This is a genomic window from Pseudomonas fakonensis (assembly GCF_019139895.1).
GTDB lineage: Bacteria > Pseudomonadota > Gammaproteobacteria > Pseudomonadales > Pseudomonadaceae > Aquipseudomonas > Aquipseudomonas fakonensis.
This window is the reverse complement of record NZ_CP077076.1, coordinates 2,936,579-2,956,142: the sequence shown is the minus strand read 5'-3', so window position 1 is coordinate 2,956,142 and position 19,564 is coordinate 2,936,579. Positions and strand designations below refer to the sequence as shown.

General features: G+C 65.8%; 15 protein-coding genes. 7 read left to right on the top strand and 8 right to left on the bottom strand.

Annotated features, from left to right (window positions below):
- Positions 1-7 precede the first annotated feature (7 nt).
- Complete coding sequence (locus tag KSS94_RS13160; RefSeq protein WP_217843400.1) at positions 8-1,912, top strand: sigma-54-dependent Fis family transcriptional regulator; 1,905 nt, start codon at positions 8-10, stop codon at positions 1,910-1,912.
- Between the two features lie 135 nt (positions 1,913-2,047).
- Here KSS94_RS13160 and aldA read toward each other — a convergent pair whose 3' ends face one another.
- On the bottom strand, positions 2,048-3,481 hold the full coding sequence (gene aldA / locus KSS94_RS13155) for an aldehyde dehydrogenase (protein WP_217843399.1): 1,434 nt from the start codon (positions 3,479-3,481) through the stop codon (positions 2,048-2,050).
- 7 nt (positions 3,482-3,488) lie between these two features.
- Positions 3,489-5,666 (bottom strand): PQQ-dependent dehydrogenase, methanol/ethanol family, encoded by a 2,178-nt coding sequence (locus KSS94_RS13150; RefSeq protein ID WP_217843398.1) that lies wholly within the window; start codon positions 5,664-5,666, stop codon positions 3,489-3,491.
- A gap of 382 nt (positions 5,667-6,048) precedes the next feature.
- Here KSS94_RS13150 and KSS94_RS13145 point away from each other — a divergent pair, with 382 nt between their 5' ends.
- Positions 6,049-7,059 (top strand): aldo/keto reductase, encoded by a 1,011-nt coding sequence (locus KSS94_RS13145; RefSeq protein ID WP_217843397.1) that lies wholly within the window; start codon positions 6,049-6,051, stop codon positions 7,057-7,059.
- A gap of 228 nt (positions 7,060-7,287) precedes the next feature.
- Entirely contained in the window at positions 7,288-8,385 is a 1,098-nt protein-coding gene (locus tag KSS94_RS13140) for an alkene reductase (protein ID WP_217843396.1), read from the top strand.
- A 162-nt stretch (positions 8,386-8,547) separates the two neighbouring features.
- Here KSS94_RS13140 and KSS94_RS13135 read toward each other — a convergent pair whose 3' ends face one another.
- From KSS94_RS13135 to KSS94_RS13115, 5 genes are all read right to left on the bottom strand, one after another.
- Positions 8,548-9,525 (bottom strand): LLM class flavin-dependent oxidoreductase, encoded by a 978-nt coding sequence (locus KSS94_RS13135; protein WP_217843395.1) that lies wholly within the window; start codon positions 9,523-9,525, stop codon positions 8,548-8,550.
- A gap of 217 nt (positions 9,526-9,742) precedes the next feature.
- Positions 9,743-10,654 (bottom strand): LysR family transcriptional regulator, encoded by a 912-nt coding sequence (locus KSS94_RS13130; RefSeq protein ID WP_217843394.1) that lies wholly within the window; start codon positions 10,652-10,654, stop codon positions 9,743-9,745.
- A gap of 59 nt (positions 10,655-10,713) precedes the next feature.
- Entirely contained in the window at positions 10,714-11,112 is a 399-nt protein-coding gene (locus KSS94_RS13125; protein WP_217843393.1) for a hypothetical protein, read from the bottom strand.
- Positions 11,113-11,119: 7 nt separating this feature from the next.
- Positions 11,120-11,821 carry a TraX family protein gene (locus KSS94_RS13120; RefSeq protein ID WP_217843392.1) on the bottom strand — a complete coding sequence of 234 codons (702 nt, stop codon included), beginning with the start codon at positions 11,819-11,821 and terminating at the stop codon, positions 11,120-11,122.
- Between the two features lie 2 nt (positions 11,822-11,823).
- The gene (locus KSS94_RS13115; protein WP_217843391.1) at positions 11,824-12,897 is read right to left on the bottom strand and encodes a metal-dependent hydrolase; all 1,074 of its coding nucleotides are present in this window, start codon (positions 12,895-12,897) and stop codon (positions 11,824-11,826) included.
- 1,113 nt (positions 12,898-14,010) lie between these two features.
- Between KSS94_RS13115 and pmrG the strand changes: the two genes are divergently transcribed.
- Positions 14,011-14,691, top strand: coding sequence for a lipopolysaccharide core heptose(II)-phosphate phosphatase PmrG (pmrG, locus tag KSS94_RS13110; RefSeq protein WP_217843390.1), 681 nt, complete (start codon positions 14,011-14,013; stop codon positions 14,689-14,691).
- A gap of 2 nt (positions 14,692-14,693) precedes the next feature.
- Positions 14,694-15,524: a phosphatase PAP2 family protein gene (locus KSS94_RS13105; RefSeq protein WP_217843389.1), complete on the top strand. Its 831-nt coding sequence runs from the start codon at positions 14,694-14,696 to the stop codon at positions 15,522-15,524.
- Here KSS94_RS13105 and KSS94_RS13100 read toward each other — a convergent pair.
- Complete coding sequence (locus KSS94_RS13100) at positions 15,475-16,488, bottom strand: transporter (protein ID WP_217843388.1); 1,014 nt, start codon at positions 16,486-16,488, stop codon at positions 15,475-15,477. The two genes, KSS94_RS13105 and KSS94_RS13100, sit on opposite strands and share 50 nt — an antisense overlap.
- 219 nt (positions 16,489-16,707) lie before the next feature.
- Here KSS94_RS13100 and KSS94_RS13095 point away from each other — a divergent pair, with 219 nt between their 5' ends.
- On the top strand, positions 16,708-18,849 hold the full coding sequence (locus KSS94_RS13095) for a TonB-dependent siderophore receptor (protein WP_217843387.1): 2,142 nt from the start codon (positions 16,708-16,710) through the stop codon (positions 18,847-18,849).
- A 318-nt stretch (positions 18,850-19,167) separates the two neighbouring features.
- A complete protein-coding gene (locus KSS94_RS27225; RefSeq protein ID WP_225935882.1) occupies positions 19,168-19,554 on the top strand; it encodes a hypothetical protein in 387 nt (128 codons plus the stop codon).
- Positions 19,555-19,564: the final 10 nt, after the last annotated feature.

The following is a 19,564-nucleotide window of genomic DNA, read 5'->3' as shown; positions in this document are numbered from 1 at the left end:
ATCCCCCATGTCCGCGCCCGCCGCCCCACCCCGGCCCAGCGACCTGGCCGCTGTCATCGACTGCCATTTCGCCAACCGCGGCCTCACCCCGGAACCGGTGATCGCCCAATCCTGGTACCGCAGCATCACCCAACACCACCTCGACCCCGCCCAGCGCCACGTCGACAACCTGCTCAGCGCCAGTGAAGTGCGCCAGCACCAGGCCCGCCACGAAGCCTGGCTGAACCTGGCCGGCCAAGGCCTCAACGGCCTGGCGCAGCGGGTCGCACCGGCCGGCTTCGCCGTGCTGCTCAGCGACCGCAACGGCATTACCCTGGACGCCCGCCTGCCCAACGACACCCAGCGCTATACCCGCGCAGGCCTGGTGGCCGGTGCCTGCTGGGACGAGTCCATCGCCGGCACCAACGGCATCGGCACCGCACTGGCCGCAGGGGTTGCCCTGACCATTCACCGCCAGGAACACTTTCTCAGCAGCAACGCCCGGCTCAGTTGCTCGGTGGCACCGCTGTTCGATGCGCAAAACCAGCTGCTCGGCTGCCTGAACGCCACCTGCCTGCACGACGAAGGCCCCAAGCAGGCCCAGCATCTCACCCTGCAACTGGTGAGCCTGTACGCCCGCATGATCGAAGACGCCCACTTTCGCCAGCACTACCGCGACCGCCTCACCCTGGCCCTCAACCCCGAAGGCCAGGCCGGCGACCTGGCGGCGCGGCAACTGCTGGCCCTGGACGAAAACGGCCGGGTGATCGGCGCCAATCGCGCAGCATTCCTCAACCACCCTCAGGCCCTGCTCGGACAGCGCATCGACCAGTTGCTGCCCGCCGACATCGACCAGCTGCTGGAACTCACCCGCGGCGGTGCCCGCGGTGTGACCCTGCGCGCGCATGCCGAACAGCGACCGCTGGACATCGGCCTGCGGGTACCGGCCGGCTACAGGCCGCGCAGGGTGCCAGCCGACAAACGCGCCAACACCCCTCACCCGGGGCTGGACAGCCTGGCCGGCGAAGACCCTCACCTGCAACAAGCGGTACGCCGCCTGCGCAAGGTGCTGGACAAGGACATCGCGATCCTGCTGGGCGGCGAAACCGGCACCGGCAAGGAGGCCTTCGCCCGCGCCCTGCACCAGGCCAGTGAGCGCCATGCAGGGCCGTTCGTGGCGCTCAACTGCGCGGCCATCCCCGAATCGCTGATCGAAAGCGAACTGTTCGGCTACCGCGCCGGCAGCTTCACCGGGGCCAACCGCAAGGGCATGAAGGGCAAGCTGGAACTGGCCGACGGCGGCACCTTGTTTCTCGACGAAATCGGCGACATGCCCGCCCACCTGCAAACCCGCCTGTTACGGGTGCTGGCCGAACGCGAACTGCTGCCGCTGGGGGCTGAAGCGCCTGTAGCGCTGGATATCCAGGTGATCAGCGCCACCCATCAGGACCTGGCCGCATTGATAGCCAGCAAGGGCTTTCGCGAGGACCTGTACTACCGCCTGAGCGGCATGCGTGTGCAGTTGCCGGCGCTGCGCGAGCGCAGTGACCGCGGCACGTTGATCGAGCGGTTGCTGGCGGGGTTACCCGGCGCAGCAGGTTTGCGCCTGGATGATGAAGCCCGGCGTTGCCTGCTTGGCCATCCATGGCCGGGCAACATACGGCAGATGTTGAACGTGCTGCGCTACGCCGTGGCGCTGGCTGAAGACGGGGTGATCGGGCTGGATTGCCTGCCGGAAGAAGTGCTGGCGAGCCCTGCCCCGCCACGCTTGCTTGAACAGCAGGTGGAAGCCATGGAGGCCCGCCACCTGCTGGAGCTGTTGCAGCGCCAGCGCTGGAACATGAGCGCGGCAGCTGACGCCGCCGGAATTTCCCGCTCCACGCTGTATCGCAAGATGAAGCTGTACGGCATTGTGCAGCCAAACCAGCGGTAAAAGCCCTGTAGGAGCCGGCTTGCCGGCGATAGGGCCGCTGGCTTCGGCATATCACTCAGAGGTGTATCGCCAGGGCGGGCCTCATCGCCGGCAAGCCGGCTCCTACAGAGGTGGCGTAAAGCCCAGACGGTGGGATCACCCCTGGATGTACACCACCTGCGTACGGGTGTACTCATACAACCCATGCTTGCCATCCGCCCCGCCGATCCCCGACTTGCGGGCCCCGGCGTGGAAGCCTTGCATGGCCTCGAAGTTCTCCCGGTTGATGTAGGTCTCGCCGAAGTCGATCTCGCGGCAGGCCTTCAATGCCGCGCTCAAATCGCGGGTGTACAGTGACGAGGTCAGCCCGTATTCGCTGTCGTTGGCCAGCGCAATGGCCTCGTCCAGGTCGTGCACCACCTGGACCGGCAGCACCGGCCCGAAGATCTCCTTGCGCATGATCTGCATGTCCGCCTTGCACCCGGCCAGCACGGTGGGCTGGTAGTGAAAGCCTGCCCCCAGGTCGGCCACCTGGCCGCCGGTGACCACCTGGGCGCCCTGCCCGGCCGCCGTGCGCACCATCTGCGCCACCTTGTCCAAACCGGCCTGGTTGATCAGCGGGCCCATGTCCAGGTCGGCCTGCAGCGACGGGTCGCCGTAACGGGTGGCGGCCATGGCGTGGGCCACCTGGTCGATGAAGGCATCCGCGACCTGGCGCTGCACATACACCCGTTCGGCGCAGTTGCACACCTGCCCGGTGTTGATCACCCGGGAGGCGACGATGGCCTTCACGGCAAGGTCCAGGTCGGCATCGGCCAGCACGATGGCCGGAGCCTTGCCGCCCAGTTCCAGGTTGAGCTTGGTGATGTTCGGCGCGGCCGCGGCCATGATCCGCGCACCGGTGGCCACGCTGCCGGTGAAGCTCACCAGGTCCACCCCGGCATGGCTCGACAGCCCGTGGCCGACGCTGGCACCGCGCCCGCCGACCACGTTGAACACCCCTGCCGGCAGGTCGGTCTGGGCCACCAGCTTGGCGAACTCGTAGCAGTTGATCGGGGTTTCTTCGCTGGGCTTGACCACGATGGTGTTGCCGGTCAGCAGCGCCGGGGCCATCTTGCGGGCGATCAAAAAGAACGGGAAGTTCCACGGCAGGATGCCCGCCACTACCCCCAGTGGCTTGCGCAACAGGAAAATATGCTCGCCGGCGCGGTCGCTGGTAAGCACCTCGCCTTCCAGGCGCCGCGCCCACTCGGCCATGTAGTCCAGGTAGTCGGCGGTGAACGCCACCTCCACCTGGGCCAGGGCCGGCACCTTGCCGCCTTCGCGGGTGATGATGCGCGCCAGGGGCTCGGCGTTGGCGCGGATCTTCGCCGCGATCTGGCGCAGGTAGCCGGCGCGCTCGATGGCCGGGCGCGCGGCCCAGGCCGGTTGCGCCTGGCGGGCGGCGGCGATGGCCTGCTCCACCTGGTGGGCCGGCGACTCCGGCACATGGGCCAGCAGCTCGCCGTTGGCCGGGTTGTACACCTCGATCAACTGCTCGCTGGCGATGAAGGCGTTGGCGATGAAGTTCTGGTAAGTGGTGTCGGTCATGCTCGTGTCACTCCTGGGTGTCGTTGTCGGCGAGCGGGGTATGGGCGGCGGGCTTGGCACTGAACTGCTGCCACACCGCCCCCTCCTGCTGCAGGTCGTGGGCGCGCTTGATCAGGTAGGCATGCACCTGCGCCACTTCGTCGGGCTTGAGGCGCTCGGCGAACGACGGCATGCCATCGGGCACGCGGCCGCCGTAGAGGATGCCGAGAAACATCTGGTGTTTTTCTGCGGTGAGCTTGCGCAGGTCGGGCAGCACGCCGCCGCTGACCGCGTGGATGCCGTGGCACTGCGAGCAATTGCCGTCGTACAGCGCAGCGCCAGCGGCCACGGTCTTGGCATCGGCGGTCAGCGGCGGTGGCTTGGGCGCATCGGCCGGCGGCGCCGGCTCGCGCAGCTGCGCCGTGCCGCCGAGCTTGTAGGTGAGCACCTGGGCGAACGGCTGCACCCCGGCGCGCAGGCTCAAGGCGCCGGCGAAGGTGCTGAATGCCCCGCCCCAACCAGCCATGAAGGTCACGTATTGCTCGCCATCCACCGAATAACTGATGGGCGCGGCCATCACCCCGCTGGCGGCGGGTGACTCCCACAGCTTCTTGCCGCTGTCGGCGGCGTAGGCAATCACCCGGCCGTCGGCGCTGCCCTCGAACACCAGGTTGCCGGCCGTGCTCAGGGTGCCGCCGTTGAAGATGGTGACATAGGGCACCTCCCAGGCCGGCGCCTGCTTCACCGGGTCCCAGGCAATCAGCTTGCCCGACCAGGTCTTGGCCATCTCCAGCAGGCCGTCGGCGCCCTCGGGCATCATGCCGGTGCGCAGGCCAAGCTGGTACACGCTCTTGAACGGGTGGCGCTTGGGCGCCTCGGGAATGTGCTCGTAGTAGGCCGACATGATGTGCGCCGGGATGTACACCAGGCCGGTCTGCGGGTTGTAGGACATCGGGTGCCAGTCGTGGGCGCCCCAGAACGCCGGGGTCACCAGCTTGCGCTTGCCGTCCTTCCAGTAGGCGGCAGCCTCGTCGTTGAAGATCGGTCGGCCGGTCTTGAGGTCGACGCCCTTGGCCCAGTTCACCGGCACGATGTTCTTGGCCGACAGCAGCTCGCCGGTCTGCCGGTCGATCACGTAGAAGAAGCCATTTTTCGGCGCCTGCATCAGCACCTTGCGCTGGCGGCCTTCAATGGGCAGCTCGGCGAGGATCATGTGCTGGGTGGCGGTGAAGTCCCAGGCATCGCCCGGGGTGGTCTGGTAGTGCCAGGCGTATTCACCGGTATCGGCGTTCACCGCCACGATCGACGACAGGAACAGGTTGTCGCCCTTGGCCTGGCTACGCCACTTCGGGTCCCACATCGAGCCGTTGCCGACACCGATGTACAGAAGGTTCAGCTCGGGATCGTAGGCGAACGAGTCCCACGCCGTGCCGCCACCGCCCTGTTCGACGAAGGCATCGCCGTGCCAGGTCTTGGCGGCGATTTGCATGGCCTTGTTTTCCGGCGGCAGCTTGGGGTCGCCCGGCACAGTGAAGAAGCGCCACACCTGCTTGCCGGTCTCGGCGTCATAGGCGGTGACATAGCCGCGCACGCCGAACTCGGCACCGCCATTGCCGATCACCACCTTGCCATTGACCACCCGCGGGGCGCCGGTGATGGTGTAGCTGCGGGTGTCATCGCTGCGGGTGTCCACCGACCACACGCGCTTGCCGGTCTTGGCGTCGATGGCCTCCAGGCGCCCGTCCAGCACGCCGACGTAGACCTTGCCCTGCCACACCGCCACGCCACGGTTGACCGCATCGCAGCAGGCTTCGCCGGCGCGGTGGCGGTCCGATTGCGGGTCGTACTTCCACAACAGCTTGCCGTTGCGCGCATCCAGCGCATACACCACCGAGAAGGGCCCGGTGGTGTACATCACCCCGTCCACCACGATGGGCGTAGCTTCCACACCACGGTCCAGGTCGAGTTTGTAGCTCCAGGCCAGGCCCAGCTGGTTGACGTTGCCCTGGTCGATGGCCTTGAGCGGGCTGAAGCGTTGTTCGTCGTAGGTACGGCCGTGGCTCATCCAGTTGCCGGGCTCCTGGTCGGCGGCAATGATGCGCGCGCCATCCACTTCGGCGGCGTGGGCGGGCAGCAGGCAAGTCAGGCTGAGGGTGACGGCAAGGGCGCTCGGCAGGAGCCGGCGGTGTGGGCCGGTTGGGGTCATGGCTGGTTCTCCGTTCTTGTTATGGCGACAGCGCGAGGGTGTCGGCAAGAGGCGGAGCAATGGTTGTGCCAGGGCCAGGAAAAGCCTGCAACAGAGCGGTTTGCTCTAAAACTTCAGGGGCAACAACAGTAATTATTGCCGCGGCGGCGGGACACCTGGAGCAGCCATGGCACAGGTGTGTCATGGCCTGCCGGATTGACAAGGGTCCTGTGGGAGCGGGTTCACCCGCGAAGAATCCAACCCGGTGGATGGCACCGGCTTCGCCGGTGTTCGCGGGTGAACCCGCTCCCACAGGACATGGATGGGTGCCTCGGCCCTTTCAAACCGTGCAGGTTGTGTGTAAAACCAGCAAACACCCCACGCACGAAAAGGATTCCCGGCAATGAAATACCGCCCCCTCGGCACCTCTGGCCTGCAGGTTTCGGCCCTGACCCTCGGCAGCATGATGTTCGGTGAGCAAACCAGCACCGAGGATTCGCTGCGCATCATCGACAAGGCCTGGGATCAGGGCATCAACTTCATCGACACCGCCGACGTGTACAACGGCGGGCGCTCCGAGGAAATCGTCGGCGAGGCGGTGGCGCGCAACCGCCACGACTGGATCGTCGCCTCCAAGGCCGGCTACGGCCCGGTGGACGGCGTGCCCAACCGCAGCGGGCTGTCGCGCAAGCACCTGTTCAATGCGCTGGAAGCCAGCCTGACGCGCATGGGCACCGACTACCTGGACATCTACTACCTGCACCGCGAAGACCACACGGTACCGCTGGAAGAAACCGTACGCGCCATCGGCGACCTGCTGGCCCAGGGCAAGATCCGCTACTGGGGCGTGAGCAACTTCCGCGGCTGGCGCATCGCCGAGATCTGCCACATCGCCAACCAGCTGGGCGTGGCCAAACCTGTGGTCAGCCAACCGCTGTACAACATCGTCAACCGCCAGGCCGAGCCCGAGCAACTGACCGCCGCCGGCTACCACGGCCTGGGCGTGGTGCCGTTCAGCCCGCTGGCCCGTGGCGTGCTCAGCGGCAAGTACGCCCCCGGCTCCACCCCGGACGCCGGCAGCCGCGCCGGGCGCCAGGACAAGCGCATCATGGAAGTGGAGTGGCGCCAGGAATCGCTGAGCATTGCCCAGAAGATCCACGCCTACACCGAGGCCAAGGGCGTGGGCATCGTCGAGTTCGCCATTGCCTGGGTGCTCAACAACCAGCTGGTCAGCTCGGCCATCGTCGGCCCGCGCACCGAGGCGCAGTGGGACACCTACGCCGGGGCGCTGCAGATCAAGGTCAGCGCCGAAGACGAAGCCTTCATCGATTCGCTGGTCACCCCGGGGCATGCCTCGACGCCAGGCTTCAACGATGTGGCGCACTTTGTCAGCGGGCGTTTGCCGCGCGGGTGATCGCCATCTGTAGGAGCCGGCTTGCCGGCGATCACCGGCAGCGCCGGTGCCATGCGGATGTTGAGCCCGGCCATGCCGGCCTCATCGCCGGCAAGCCGGCTCCTACAGGGTCATCGCAACCACATTTGTTCCCCATTGGGGACCCGAACGCCGGTATGCCGGTCCCCCTATTCCCCAATCACCTCGGTATCTTGCGCACCATCGATTTCAACTTGCGATGGAGCCTTCATGAAACTGTTCGAACCCCTCAAGCTCGGCCCTCTGACCCTGCCCAACCGCGCCTTCATGGCCCCGCTGACGCGCCTGCGCAGCCTGGAGCCAGGCGATGTGCCGACGCCGATGATGGCCGAGTACTACACCCAGCGTGCCAGCGCCGGGCTGATCATCACCGAAGCCACGCAGATCTCCTTCCAGGCCAAGGGCTACTCCGGCTCGCCAGGCATCCACAGCGCCGAGCAGATTGCCGCCTGGCGCCAGGTCAATGAAGGCATCCATGGCGCCGGCGGCCACAGCGCGGTGCAGGTGTGGCACACCGGCCGGGTGTCGCACACCTCGCTGCAGCCTGGCGGCGAAGCGCCGGTGGCGCCTTCGGCACTGGCTGCCAACGCCCGCACTACGCTGCGCGATGAAAACAACCAGCTGATCCGCGTCGAAACCTCGACCCCGCGTGAACTGAGCGAGGCCGAAATTGCCGGCATCGTCGCCGACTTCGGCCAGGCCGCGGTCAATGCCCGTGAGGCCGGTTTCGATTTCATCGAGCTGCACGCCGCCCATGGCTACCTGCTGCACCAGTTCCTCACCCCCAGCGCCAACGTGCGTGAAGACCGCTACGGCGGCAGCGTCGAGAACCGCGCACGCATCGTGCTCGAGGCGGTGGACGCCGCCATCGCCCAGTGGAGCGCCGACCGCGTGGGTATTCGCATTTTCCCGCTGGGCGGCTTCAATGGCATCGACAACGGCGAAGACCAGGAGGCCGCCGGCCTGTATCTGATCGGCGAACTGGCCAAACGCAACCTGGCCTACCTGCACCTGTCCGAGCCGGACTGGTCGGGCGGCAAGCCGCTGCGTGACGAGTTCCGCCAGGCGATCCGGGCCATCTACCCGGGTGTGATCGTGGCTGCCGGCGCCTACACCGCCGAAAAGGCCGAGGACCTGCTGGGCCGCGGGTTGATCGACGCCGTGGCCTTTGGCCGCGCCTTCATCGCCAACCCGGACCTGGTTGAGCGCCTGAAGCAACAGGCGCCGCTGAACGAGCACCGCGCGCAGTTCGACTATGCCAACGGGCCTGAGGGGTACACCGATTACCCGTTTCTCAAGCAGGCGTGAATGAACGAAGGGGCCAATCAATGGCCCCTTTCTCTGATCCCGGCCCCCTGTAGGAGCCGGCTTGCCGGCGATAGGGCCAGCAGCCCTTGCCCAAGCCCCGATCTGCATTTGCAGGCCCGGCCTCATCGCCGGCAAGCCGGCTACAGGGGGTAGTGCAGGTGCTTAGAGGTCTGCAATTGCCTGCGCCACCAAGGCATGCGAGCGCTGCCGTGCCAGTGGGTCATGGATGCGGCAATCGATCATCAGCTCATCCGCCCCCGTCTGGCCAATCAGCGCCTGCAGCCCCTCCCTCACCCGCTGCGGCCCACCGGCGATGGTGCAGGCCATCACCTGCTCCAGCACCGCCCGCTCATGGGCAGGCAAGCCTTGCACATAGCCTTCCTGCGGCTTGGGCAACAGGCCGAAACGCCCCACATGCAGGTCGAGCATCCACTGCCGGTGCGAACTGGCCAGGTAGTCGGCCTCGGCATCGTTGGCGGCGGCGAAAATGTTCACCCCCACCATCACATACGGCTTGGCCAGTTGCGCCGAAGGCTGGAAGTTGGCCCGGTAATGGGCGATGGCCTGTAACAGATAGCGCGGGGCAAAGTGCGAGGCGAAGGCGTATGGCAAGCCAAGCCGCGCCGCCAGGTCGGCGCCGAACAGGCTGGAGCCGAGGATCCACACCGGCACCTCGTGCTGGCCAGGCACGCCGCGTACCTGGCGCTTGCCGTTGTCGGCCAGGTAATCGCGCAGTTCGGCGATGTCGGTTTCGAAATCACGCTCTGGCGCAGCACCACGCAACGCTCGCACGGTCGGCCCCGATGTGCCGGGCGCACGGCCCAGGCCCAGGTCGATACGCCCGGGGTGCAGGGTATCGAGGGTACCGAACTGCTCGGCCACCACCAGCGGCGCATGGTTGGGCAGCATGATGCCGCCGGCACCGACGCGGATCTGTCGGGTGGCGTTGGCGACTTCGTTGATCACAAGCGAAGTGGCGGCCGAACCGATGCCGGGCATGTCGTGGTGTTCGGCAATCCAGTAACGCCGGTAACCGTGCTGTTCGACATGGCGGGCCAACTGGCGGGTTTCTTCGATGGCGTCGGCGTAGGTCTTGCCTTCGCCGATCATCACCAGGTCCAGGACGGACAGGGCTGTCATGGGGACTCCTGTGGGATTTTGAGTGACAGCACAGTGTCCGGGGTCGCGGCCAGGGGATAAACCACGTAAGCGGCGCAGGACTGGGGACCCGATTTCCCGTATCCCTCTGCAGGAGCCGGCTTGCCGGCGATGAGGCCGGGCCTGGAAACGATGTTCTGGGGGCTCATGGCCCTATCGTCGGCAAGCCGGTTCCTACGAGGATTGCGCAGTCCCGGGGTCAATCCTCCCAAGGCACTCCGTCTTCCCAGCTGGCCACCAGCAAATCGATGAACCCGCGAACCCGCGGCGACAGGTGCCGCTTGCTCGGGTAGACGATGCGGATCGGGTCGGCCGGTGGCCGGTACTCGTGCAGTACCTCTACCAGGGTGCCGGCACGCAGGTCGTCGCCAGTGATGTAGGTGGGCAGGTGAATCAGCCCGAAGCCCGCCCGCGCGCCGTCGAGCATGGCCTCGGAGCTGTCGATGTTGAGCCGGCCCGGCTCTTCGCACAGGTGCAGCCCGGCCTCGGTGCGAAAGCGCCAGGGACTGGATTTTTCGCCCACCAGAAAGGCGATCTTGTCGTGGCCGTACAGGTCGGCCGGCACCTGTGGCGTACCATGGGCGGCCAGGTACGCGGGCGCGGCGCAGGTGACGAACTGCTGCCAGGCCACGGTGCGGGTGAGCAGCTGCGAGTCTTCCTTCGGCGCGCCGATGCGCACGGCCACGTCGACGCCCTCTTCCACCAGGTCGACATAGCGGTCGGTAAAGCGAATGTCGGCGCGCAGCTCGGGCCACTGCTTGAGGTAGCGGTCAAGAATCGGCAGCACATGGCGCTGGCCGAACGACAATGGCGCGGTCAGGCGCAAGGTGCCGGTAGGCTTGCCCCGGCGCTGGGCCATGGTGGTGTCGACCTCGTCGAGGTCATCGAGAATCTGCTGCCAGCGCTCGAACGCCACCAGGCCCTCGTCAGTCAGGCTCAACTTGCGCGTGGTGCGGTTGAGCAGGCGCACCGCCATGCGCGCCTCCAACCGGGCGATGCTTTTGCCCACCGCCGAGCGGGTCAGGCCCAGGCTTGCGCCGGCGGCGGTGAAGCTGCCGGCCTTCACGGCACTGACGAAGGCGGCGATATCGCCGAAGCGGTTGGGTTCCATGCTGTGTTTCCGAAAAAGTCAGGCCTGCTTAATGGGTGCAGATCGGCGTATTGCAAGGCTTACTGGATAATCAACCGGTAGGCCACGGCACGTTTTTCAACGCCATTGGGGAACGCAGCGAACACCACATCCTCCTCACCTGCCTGGTCGCCTGCGGTGTACACGTAGCGGTTGACCTGGCTGGCCGCACCAACCTGGTACTCGCGGCGTAGGCGGCCGAGCTTGTCGGGGTGCACGGCACCGAGCTTCTCCAGCGGTGCCCACAGCTCGCTCCAGGTCTTGCGCCCCTCGGCGCTGGTGTAGTCGTGGATCACGCAGCGTTCGCCACGCTTGAGCTGCACCGGGATGACCCAGTTGCCGAAGTGCGTGTCTTTATAGGCTTTGTCGGTTTGCACTTGGCAGGCCAGGGTCGGGCCGGCCAGCAGTGCCAGCAGCAACAGCAGGTGGCGGTTCATCATGCCCTCGTCAGGTGAGCCCCTGCAGGCCCTTGATCGCCAGCAGGTGCAATGGATAGAAAGCGTAACCCCAGCGCCCTACCGGCGGAATGCGCCAGTTGTCCTGGCGCAGCAGCCAGAAGCCGAACGGGACCGCCAATGCGGCCGTGGCAGCAACCTGCAAGGCAATGGGTGCCAGTGGATGCCCGCGCAACCAGCTATTGGTGAAGTTGCCCGCCACCGCCAGCAGGCAGGCCACGGCCCAGCACCACCCTCCCCGGCTTCTGGCCAGCAACAGCGCCGCCGGTAGCAAAACCCCTGGCAAGCCGTACATGATCTGCGCACTGAACAAGGTTGCCAGCAGCACCGCCAGCAGCGCACCTGTTCGGGCCAACCGCCCGCTGTGGTGCACACCCCAGGCTACCAGCAGGCCAAGGGCCAGTGTGGGAATCACGTTGAGCGTGCTCGAACCGTTGTCCAGCCAGCGGTAAGGGGCCTCGGAAAGCACCGCGAACAGCAGCAGCCAACCCAGGTAGCGGGCATTGCCCGGGGTAGCGAACCGGCCTGGCATGCTGCGACCGACATTCACCGCTATGGCCAGGCAGAACAATGGAAATGCCAGCCGCCCAAGCACGAACAACCCGTCAGCAGCCGGCCACAAATAGCGCAAATGGTCGGCGACCATGGTCAGGATCGCCGTCCATTTCACCAGGTCCAACCCGGCCGAACGCATGCTCAGTGCCGGGCCTCGGCAGCATGCCCTTCAGGCTGGGCCGCCCAGGCTGCCAGGGGCAGTGGCGGTTGCTGAGCGAAAACGCGCCGCCAGATCAGCGACAGCTTGTCGCCATCGAACAGCGACGCCGCCCCGCCCGCCACCCAGCCACGGGGCTGGATGGCCTGCCACTGCCCGGCGCCATCGCGCTGGGCCATCTGGAAGCGGAAGGTGTAGTTGCCGGGGATGCCCATGCGCAGGTCGGTGACCACCAGCGCGTCGCCCACCACGTCGTAACGCAGCCAGTCGCCGGTGAACCAGCGCAGGCGCTCGTGCAGCGGCACGCCGTCGAGCACCTTGCCGGCGGCAAGGTTGCGTGGCTGGCGTAGCAGCTCGGGCGGTTCACGGTCGAACCAGCTGCTGGCGCCTTCGTAGTAGTCGCCATCCGGGGTTTTGGCCAGCACGCGCCACACCAGGGTATTGAAGGCGATGGGCACGGCGCGCACCTCACTGCTGGCGATGCCTTGCTGTTGTAGTGCCAGTTCGAAGCGCTGTTCGGCGGCCATGCGCCCGGCCAGGCCGAAGCCCAGGTAAGCGGTACTGAAGGCCAACGCCAGGGACAACAGGCTCAGCGCCCGGCCCTTGAGGCCCTTGAGGCCGGCGTAGAGCACGGCCAGTAGCAGCGGCACGGTGTATACCGGGTCGATGATGAACACTGCAGCCCAGCTTTCTGGTGTGGTGTGCAGCGGCCAGAACAGTTGGGTGCCATAGACGGTGAAAGCGTCGAGTACCGGGTGGGTGATCAGCACCAGCCAGAACGCCAGGAACAAGCGTGGTAGGTTGTAGCCTTTGTTCGGCCAGCAGCGGTTGACCAGCCAGGCCAGCAGCAGGGCCAGGGCAGTGAGCACGAACACTGAGTGGGAGAAACCGCGGTGGTAGGTCATCTGCGACACGGGGTCGGCGTAGCGGATGATTACGTCAAGATCGGGCACGGTGCCCAGGGCAGCGCCGTAGAGCAGCGAGCGGCGGCCTTGAAGGCGACCTAGCACAGTGCCCTGCAGGGCGGCGCCGAGGACGGCTTGGGTTAGTGAGTCCATTACGGGTTCCGGCGGCGGGGTTGTGGGAACGTAACGGGTTCGGGGTGGAGAGTGCAAATTTGGGGGTTCGGGTTCGGGGCTTATGGTGATTGCTTTTGGAGATGTATGCGCATTCATTGACGATGAGCGCTTTTCGTCACCTTTCCGCCCTTACGGCGGGTAACTTTTTGAAGGATCAAAAAGTCACCAAAAAATCCGCTGGCTCCCATCATCCGGCCCTACGCTTCGCTCGGGTCCCCTCGCTCCGGGCTTGCTCCGGAGGTACGCGCCGACGGGCCGTCCCTGGCCCGATCGGCGCTCGACCGGCATCCATGCCGGTCGCCCTCCTACGCAATCCCTACGCTCGGCCTCCTGAAGTCGCGATTTGTGTTGCCTGGGCTATTGCGCGCTTAGAAGCAAGATCAAGAGCCAGATCAAGAGCCAGATCAAGAGCCAGATCAAGAGCCAGATCAAGAGCCAGATCAAGAGCCAGATCAAGAGCCAGATCAAGAGCTGGGATGTTGGTTTGATTGTTGTTGATGTGTTGTTTGTTCGGGCCCTATCGCCGGCAAGCCGGCTCCTACAGGAGTACGCGTTATCCAAATTGACGCGTTCCACTGTAGGAGCCGGCTTGCCGGCGATTGCAATCCTGAGTTCCCACAAATGCAACTAGCGACCGAGCTGCGTACTGATAGGCGCCGCCACTAACTTCGCGACTTCAGGAGGCTTCACTGCGGGATTGCGTAGGGGGGCGACCGGCATGGATGCCGGTCGAGCGCCAATCGGGCCAGGAACGGCCCGTCGGCGCGTACCCCCGGAGCAAGCCCGGCGGGCGGGGCTGATGAATGGAGCGAGGATTTTTTGGTGACTTTTGATTGGCCGGCATTCCTGGCTTCAAAAAGTTACCCGCAAGGGCGGAAGGTGAATAAGCGTCAATACAAATAATGAGTGCACATACAACTTCCAAAACCAACCAAAACAACTTCAAGCCCCCCGAACAGACACCATCGCCAGCCAGCCAGCCGGCCGCAAAATTAACCCACACCGCATATTTTTGACATTTAACCAACCTTTCCCCGACATCCCCCACCTTAAAGTGCCGCCACTCGCGAAACACCCCCACGGAGTGAAAGCATGCTGCAAGGCACCCTGACAACCACCCCCTACCCAACCCGCCGCCTGCCCCGCCCAAAAACCCTGTTCAAGGCCCTGGCCGCAATACTGCTGGCAGCAGCCACCACCACCCTGTGGTACAGCGCCCGCCCCCAGGTCGCCGACCTCGGCAGCCCACGCCAGATGACCCGCAGCGGCGCCTACGCCGACTGGGCCAAAGGCTCGGTGATCGTCCTGGTGCGCCACGCCGAACGCTGCGACCGCTCCCATGCCACCTGCCTGGACGACCCCACCGGCATCACCGTGGACGGCAGCCTGGCCGCCATCGGCGTAGGCCAGGGCCTGGAGCAGTTGGGCCTGCAAGGCAGCGATATCCTCGCCAGCCCCGAAGTACGCACCCGCCAGACCGCAAGCTTCATGTTCGGCAAAACCGTCCCCAGCCAGGCCTGGCTGGCCCGCTGCGACGCCACCTTCGCCAGCACCGCACTGGCGCACAAGCGCGCCGGGCACAACTTGGTGCTGGTCACCCACAGCGGCTGCATCGACCAGCTCGAGCGCCAGTTCGGCGTGGCCGGCAATGAACGCTCGATCGGCTACGCCAGCGCACTGCTGCTGGGCGAAGGCAGCGACGGCAAGGCGCACATACTCGGCCGCCTGAACGCCAGCCAATGGCACAAGCTCAGCAATCCCAAGGAGGCTTGAACATGCCCTTGTCCGCCCGCCAACGCTTCTACCTGAGCAACCTCGGCCTGCCACTGCTGTTGGCCGCCCTGGTGTGGCTGCTGTTTGACCTCACCAACCTGGACCGCTGGTTCAGCGACCTGCTGTACGACCCGGCCACAGGCCACTTCCTGTTCCAGCACGACGCCCTGTTCGAAACGCTCACCCACAAATGGCCACGCATCCTGCCCGACTGGACCGGCGAACTGGCCCTGATCGGCGCCCTGTTGTCGTTGCTGTGGCTGCTGGTCGCACGCTCGGCCGGGGCCACTGCCCTACTCGAAGCTGCCCGCCTGGCCCCGCTGCTGCGCCTGAGCAACCGCCACCAGCGCGACCTGTGGTACGTGGTACTGGCCTTCGCCTTGAGTACAACGCTGATCCACTACCTGAAAAGCCACACCGGCGTTTACTGCCCGGTGGAAACCACCCTGTACGGCGGCAGCCAGCCACACCTGGAATGGTTCGAGCAGTTCAGCCTGCTGAGCAAGGCCGGGGACGGCCGCTGCTGGCCCGGTGGCCATGCCTCCAGCGGCTTCACGTTGCTGGCGTTGTACTTCGTGGCCCTGCGCCACCGCTGGGTGCATGCCCGCGCCCTGCTGCTGGCCATCCTCGCCGTCGGCATGCTCTACGGCACCACCCGCGTGCTCCAGGGCTGGCACTACATGTCGCACACCTTCTGGGCAGGCATCGTGGTGTGGTTGAGCTGCTGCTCGTGCGCACTGCTGTGCTATGGCCGCCCGGCGTTGCAGGCAGCGCCTGCGCGCATCAGTAATCGCCGCGCTTGCGAAACGCCCAGCGCCCTGCAATCACGGTAAAGGTCACCACCAGCGCCACCAGCACCCAGAACCCGTGGGGGTCGTCGGACAACGGCACGCCCCCCACGTTCATACCGAAAAAGCCGGCGATGATGTTGATCGGCAAGGCCAGCACGGTCACCACGGTCAGGGTGAACAGGGTGCGGTTGTTCTCCTCGGTGAGCTTGGCGGCGATCTCTTCCTGCAACAGCTTGATCCGCTCCACCAGGCTGGTGAGGTCGTTGATGATCACTGCGATCTCTTCGGTGGAGGCGCGCAGCTGGTGGATGTCCTGCTCGCTCAGCCATGCCGGCGGGCGGTTGAGCAGCCGCAGCAGCGAGCCGGGCTCCAGCGCCAACAGCCGCTGCAGGCGCACCAGCACCCGGCGCAGGCTGCTCAGCTCGGCGCGGTTGTCGGACAGGCGCAGCGACAGCAACTGGTCCTCGATGCGGTCCACCTTGAGGGTGGACTCGCGCACCACTTGGGTCAGCAGGTCACCCTGGTCGCGCACCAGGTGCACCAGCAGCTCCACCGTGGAGCCAAAACGCTCGCCACGCTTGACCGACGAGCGCAGCTCGTCCACCGAGTGCAGCGGCTGCAAGCGCGCACTCACCAGCAGGCGGCTGCGCGCACAGGCCCACAGGGTGGACACATCGGATGACACCAGGCCAAAACTGAACACCATGTCGTTGACCACCGCCAGCAAGGCATTGTCGGTGTGCTCGATGCGGGTGGAGCGCGAACCTTCGCGCAATGTCTCGAAGAAAGTTTCCGGCAGGTCCAAGTGGCTTTTCATCCAGCGCTCGCAGGCGGCGTGGGCCAGGTTCAGGTGCAGCCACAAGAACTCATCGCCCGGCGGCGCCTGCAAATGCGCCATGGCCTGACTGGAGTCGATCTCACGCCCGGGCTGGCCCGGGCGGAAGGCATAGCCGTAAAGCAGGCCGTGCAGGTCGGCCTCGTGATGCTGCGAATGGGTGGGGAGCATGCGGTGGCGCGCCTCGGCGAGTCCCGGTGGAAATAGCGCCATCTTAGAGACAGCCGCATGACAGTTGCGTGACGCTTCTGCACCGCGCCGCCGACCCAGTTGGCACGCCCGTCACAATCGGCATTCGGTATGCCAAAACATCTGGTAATGGGAATTGTTACCAGATAATATCGCGCCGCGTTTACACCCCCGTGCCCTCTTCTTCCAGGACCTGAACCTATGCGTTACAGGATTGTTTCGCTGTGCCTGCTCCACGCCGCCCCCATGCTAACCTGGGCTGCGCAAGCCCCTGCCGTGGATACCTCCGCCGGCATCCAGCTCGAAGCGGTGAACATCAACGCCGACGCAGGCGACTACGAACGCGCCGACGGCCCGGTGGACGGCTACCGCGCCACCCGTTCGGCCAGCGCCACGCGCACCGACACCGCGCTGCACGAAACCCCGCAGTCGGTCAGCGTGGTACCCAAGGATGTCCTGGAAGACACCGCCTCCACCCGCCTGCAGGATGCCCTGGACTACGCCGGCGGCGTCGGCCGGGCCAACAACTTCGGCGGCCAGGGGCTGACCACCTTCACCGTGCGCGGCTTCACCACCGGCGAGTTCTACCGCAACGGTTTCCCGATCAACCGCGGCTACCCCAACGCCCCCGACGCCAACACCGTCGAGCGCCTGGAAGTACTGCGCGGCCCGGCCAGCGCGCTGTATGGCCGTGGCGACCCCGGCGGCACCTTCAACGTGGTCAGCAAGCAACCGCTGCCCGAGCAGAAGGTCACCCTCGGTAGCCAGTTCGATGACCAGGGCATGCACCGCGCCACCCTCGACGCCACCGGCCCGCTGAACCAGGACGGCACCCTGGCTTACCGCCTGAACGTACTGGGCGAAGGCGGCGAAAGCTTCCGCGATGACGTCGACAGCGAACGCTACGACGTCGCGCCAGTGATCAGCTGGCAGGTCAACGATGCCACCAAGATCGTCTTCGAAGGCGATTTCATGCGTAACAACCATCCGCTGGACCGTGGCCTGACGCGCCTGCCCGGCCAGCGCGGCTCAGCCTCGCGCGACACCAACATCTGGGAAAAGGGCAGCGACAACCTGCTGCACAACGACAACGACATGGCCCAATTGCGTTTCGAGCACCTGCTCAACGACAACTGGACCCTGGGCGGTGGCATGCAATGGCTCGACGGCTCGCTCAAGGGCAACGCCGTGGAAGCCAACGCCCTGCAGGCCGACGGCCGCACCCTGGGGCGCAACTTCAACTACCGCAAGCTGGAGTGGACCGACCGCGACTACCAACTCAACCTGACCGGCCACTTCGACACCGGCGGTTTTGCCCACACCCTGCTGACCGGCATCGAGTACGAAGACTACGACTACAACTCGATCATCCAGCGTTCTGCCGGCGGTGCTGCGGCCTACCCGATCGACATCTTCGACCCGGTACTGGGCCAGACGCGCCCTGCCCTGACCCGCACCACCACCCACGACAAGGAAAACCTCAAGACCTGGGCGTACTTCATCCAGGACCAGGTAGCCCTGACCGAGCGCCTCAAAGCCCTCGCCGGGGTGCGTTTCGAGCGCTTCGAGCATGATTACGTCAACAAGCTCAGCGCGGCCGGTAACTTCAACAAGGGCGAAAACGGCGTGACCCCACGCTTCGGCCTGCTCTACGACCTGACCGACACCGTTGCGGTGTACGCCAACACCGCGCGCTCGTTCAAGCCCAACAGCGGCACCCCGCAGGCCGGTGGCGGCTTTGATCCGGAAAAGGGCAAGTCGTACGAACTGGGCGTGAAGTGGGAGGCACTGGACCGGCATCTGAGCGTGGACGCGGCGATCTACCACATCGTCAAGGAAAACGTGCTGACCAACGACCCCAACGACGCTACCGGCACCTTCAAGGTGGCGGCCGGCGAAGTGCGCAGCCGTGGCCTGGACCTCAACGTCGCCGGCAACCTGACCCCCGAGTGGCGGGTGATTGGTGGCTACTCGTACGTCGATGCCGAAGTGACCAAGGACACCAGCCTGGAACGCGGCACCCGCCTTGCCAACATCCCGCGCAACACCTTCAGCCTGCTGAACACCTACGAGTTCCAGGACGGCCTGGCCAAGGGCCTGGGGCTGGGCGTCGGGGTCAAGTACGTGGACGACCGCGCCGGCCAGACCGCCGCCACCACTTACACCATGGAGCGCTACAGCGTGGTCGACCTGCTGAGCTTCTACAAGCTCAACGAACATGTGCGGCTGAACCTGGATGTGAAGAACGTGTTCAACAAGGGCTATGACGAGGGTGCATTCAACACCTACGTCTACCCCGGGGCACCGCGCACCGTGCAGGCAGGGGTGTCGTACACCTTCTGATGCTGCTGGGCCTGTACCGGCCTCATCGCCGGCAAGCCGGCTCCTACAGTGGATCGCGCCTATGCTGGCGATCACGTAACCCTGTAGGAGCCGGCTTGCCGGCGATAGGGCCGGTACAGCCACCCCACCTCCCCCGGCAAACCTGATAGCCGGTAGTTGTAACAACCTGTTACATCACTACGCTCAACAGGCGAAGCGGCATTCGCCGCACCACGGGCCGACTGGCTTCGAAGGATCGTGCTCACAGGACCACGCTGAGGTCCGCCGGTAATGGCCTTCCCTACAGGCACAACCAGGCAACGCTGAGCGGAGATCATCATGCAGCTGAAGCATTGTTTGTTGGCGCTGGCGATTGGCGGCGTCCTATCGGTTTCGTTCACCTTCGTGCCCACCAGCTTTGGTGGCTTTTCCAGTGCCATGGCCAAGGATGGTGGCGGTGGTGGCGGCGGTGGTCACGGAGGTGGCGGCGGCGGTCACGGTGGCGGCAGCGGCGGCGGTCACGGAGGTAGTGGCAGTGGCCATGGTGGTGAAGGCGGCGGCCACGGCAATTCCGGCCATGGGGGCGCCGATGATGGCGGCAACCACGAAGCCAACCATGAGGCGAATCACGAGGCCAACCACGCCGCAGGCGAAGCCCACGGCGTCGGCCACGGTGCCGATGATGGCGCTGGCCATGATGTGGGCGACGACCACGGCGGGGCTTGATTGCTTGTAC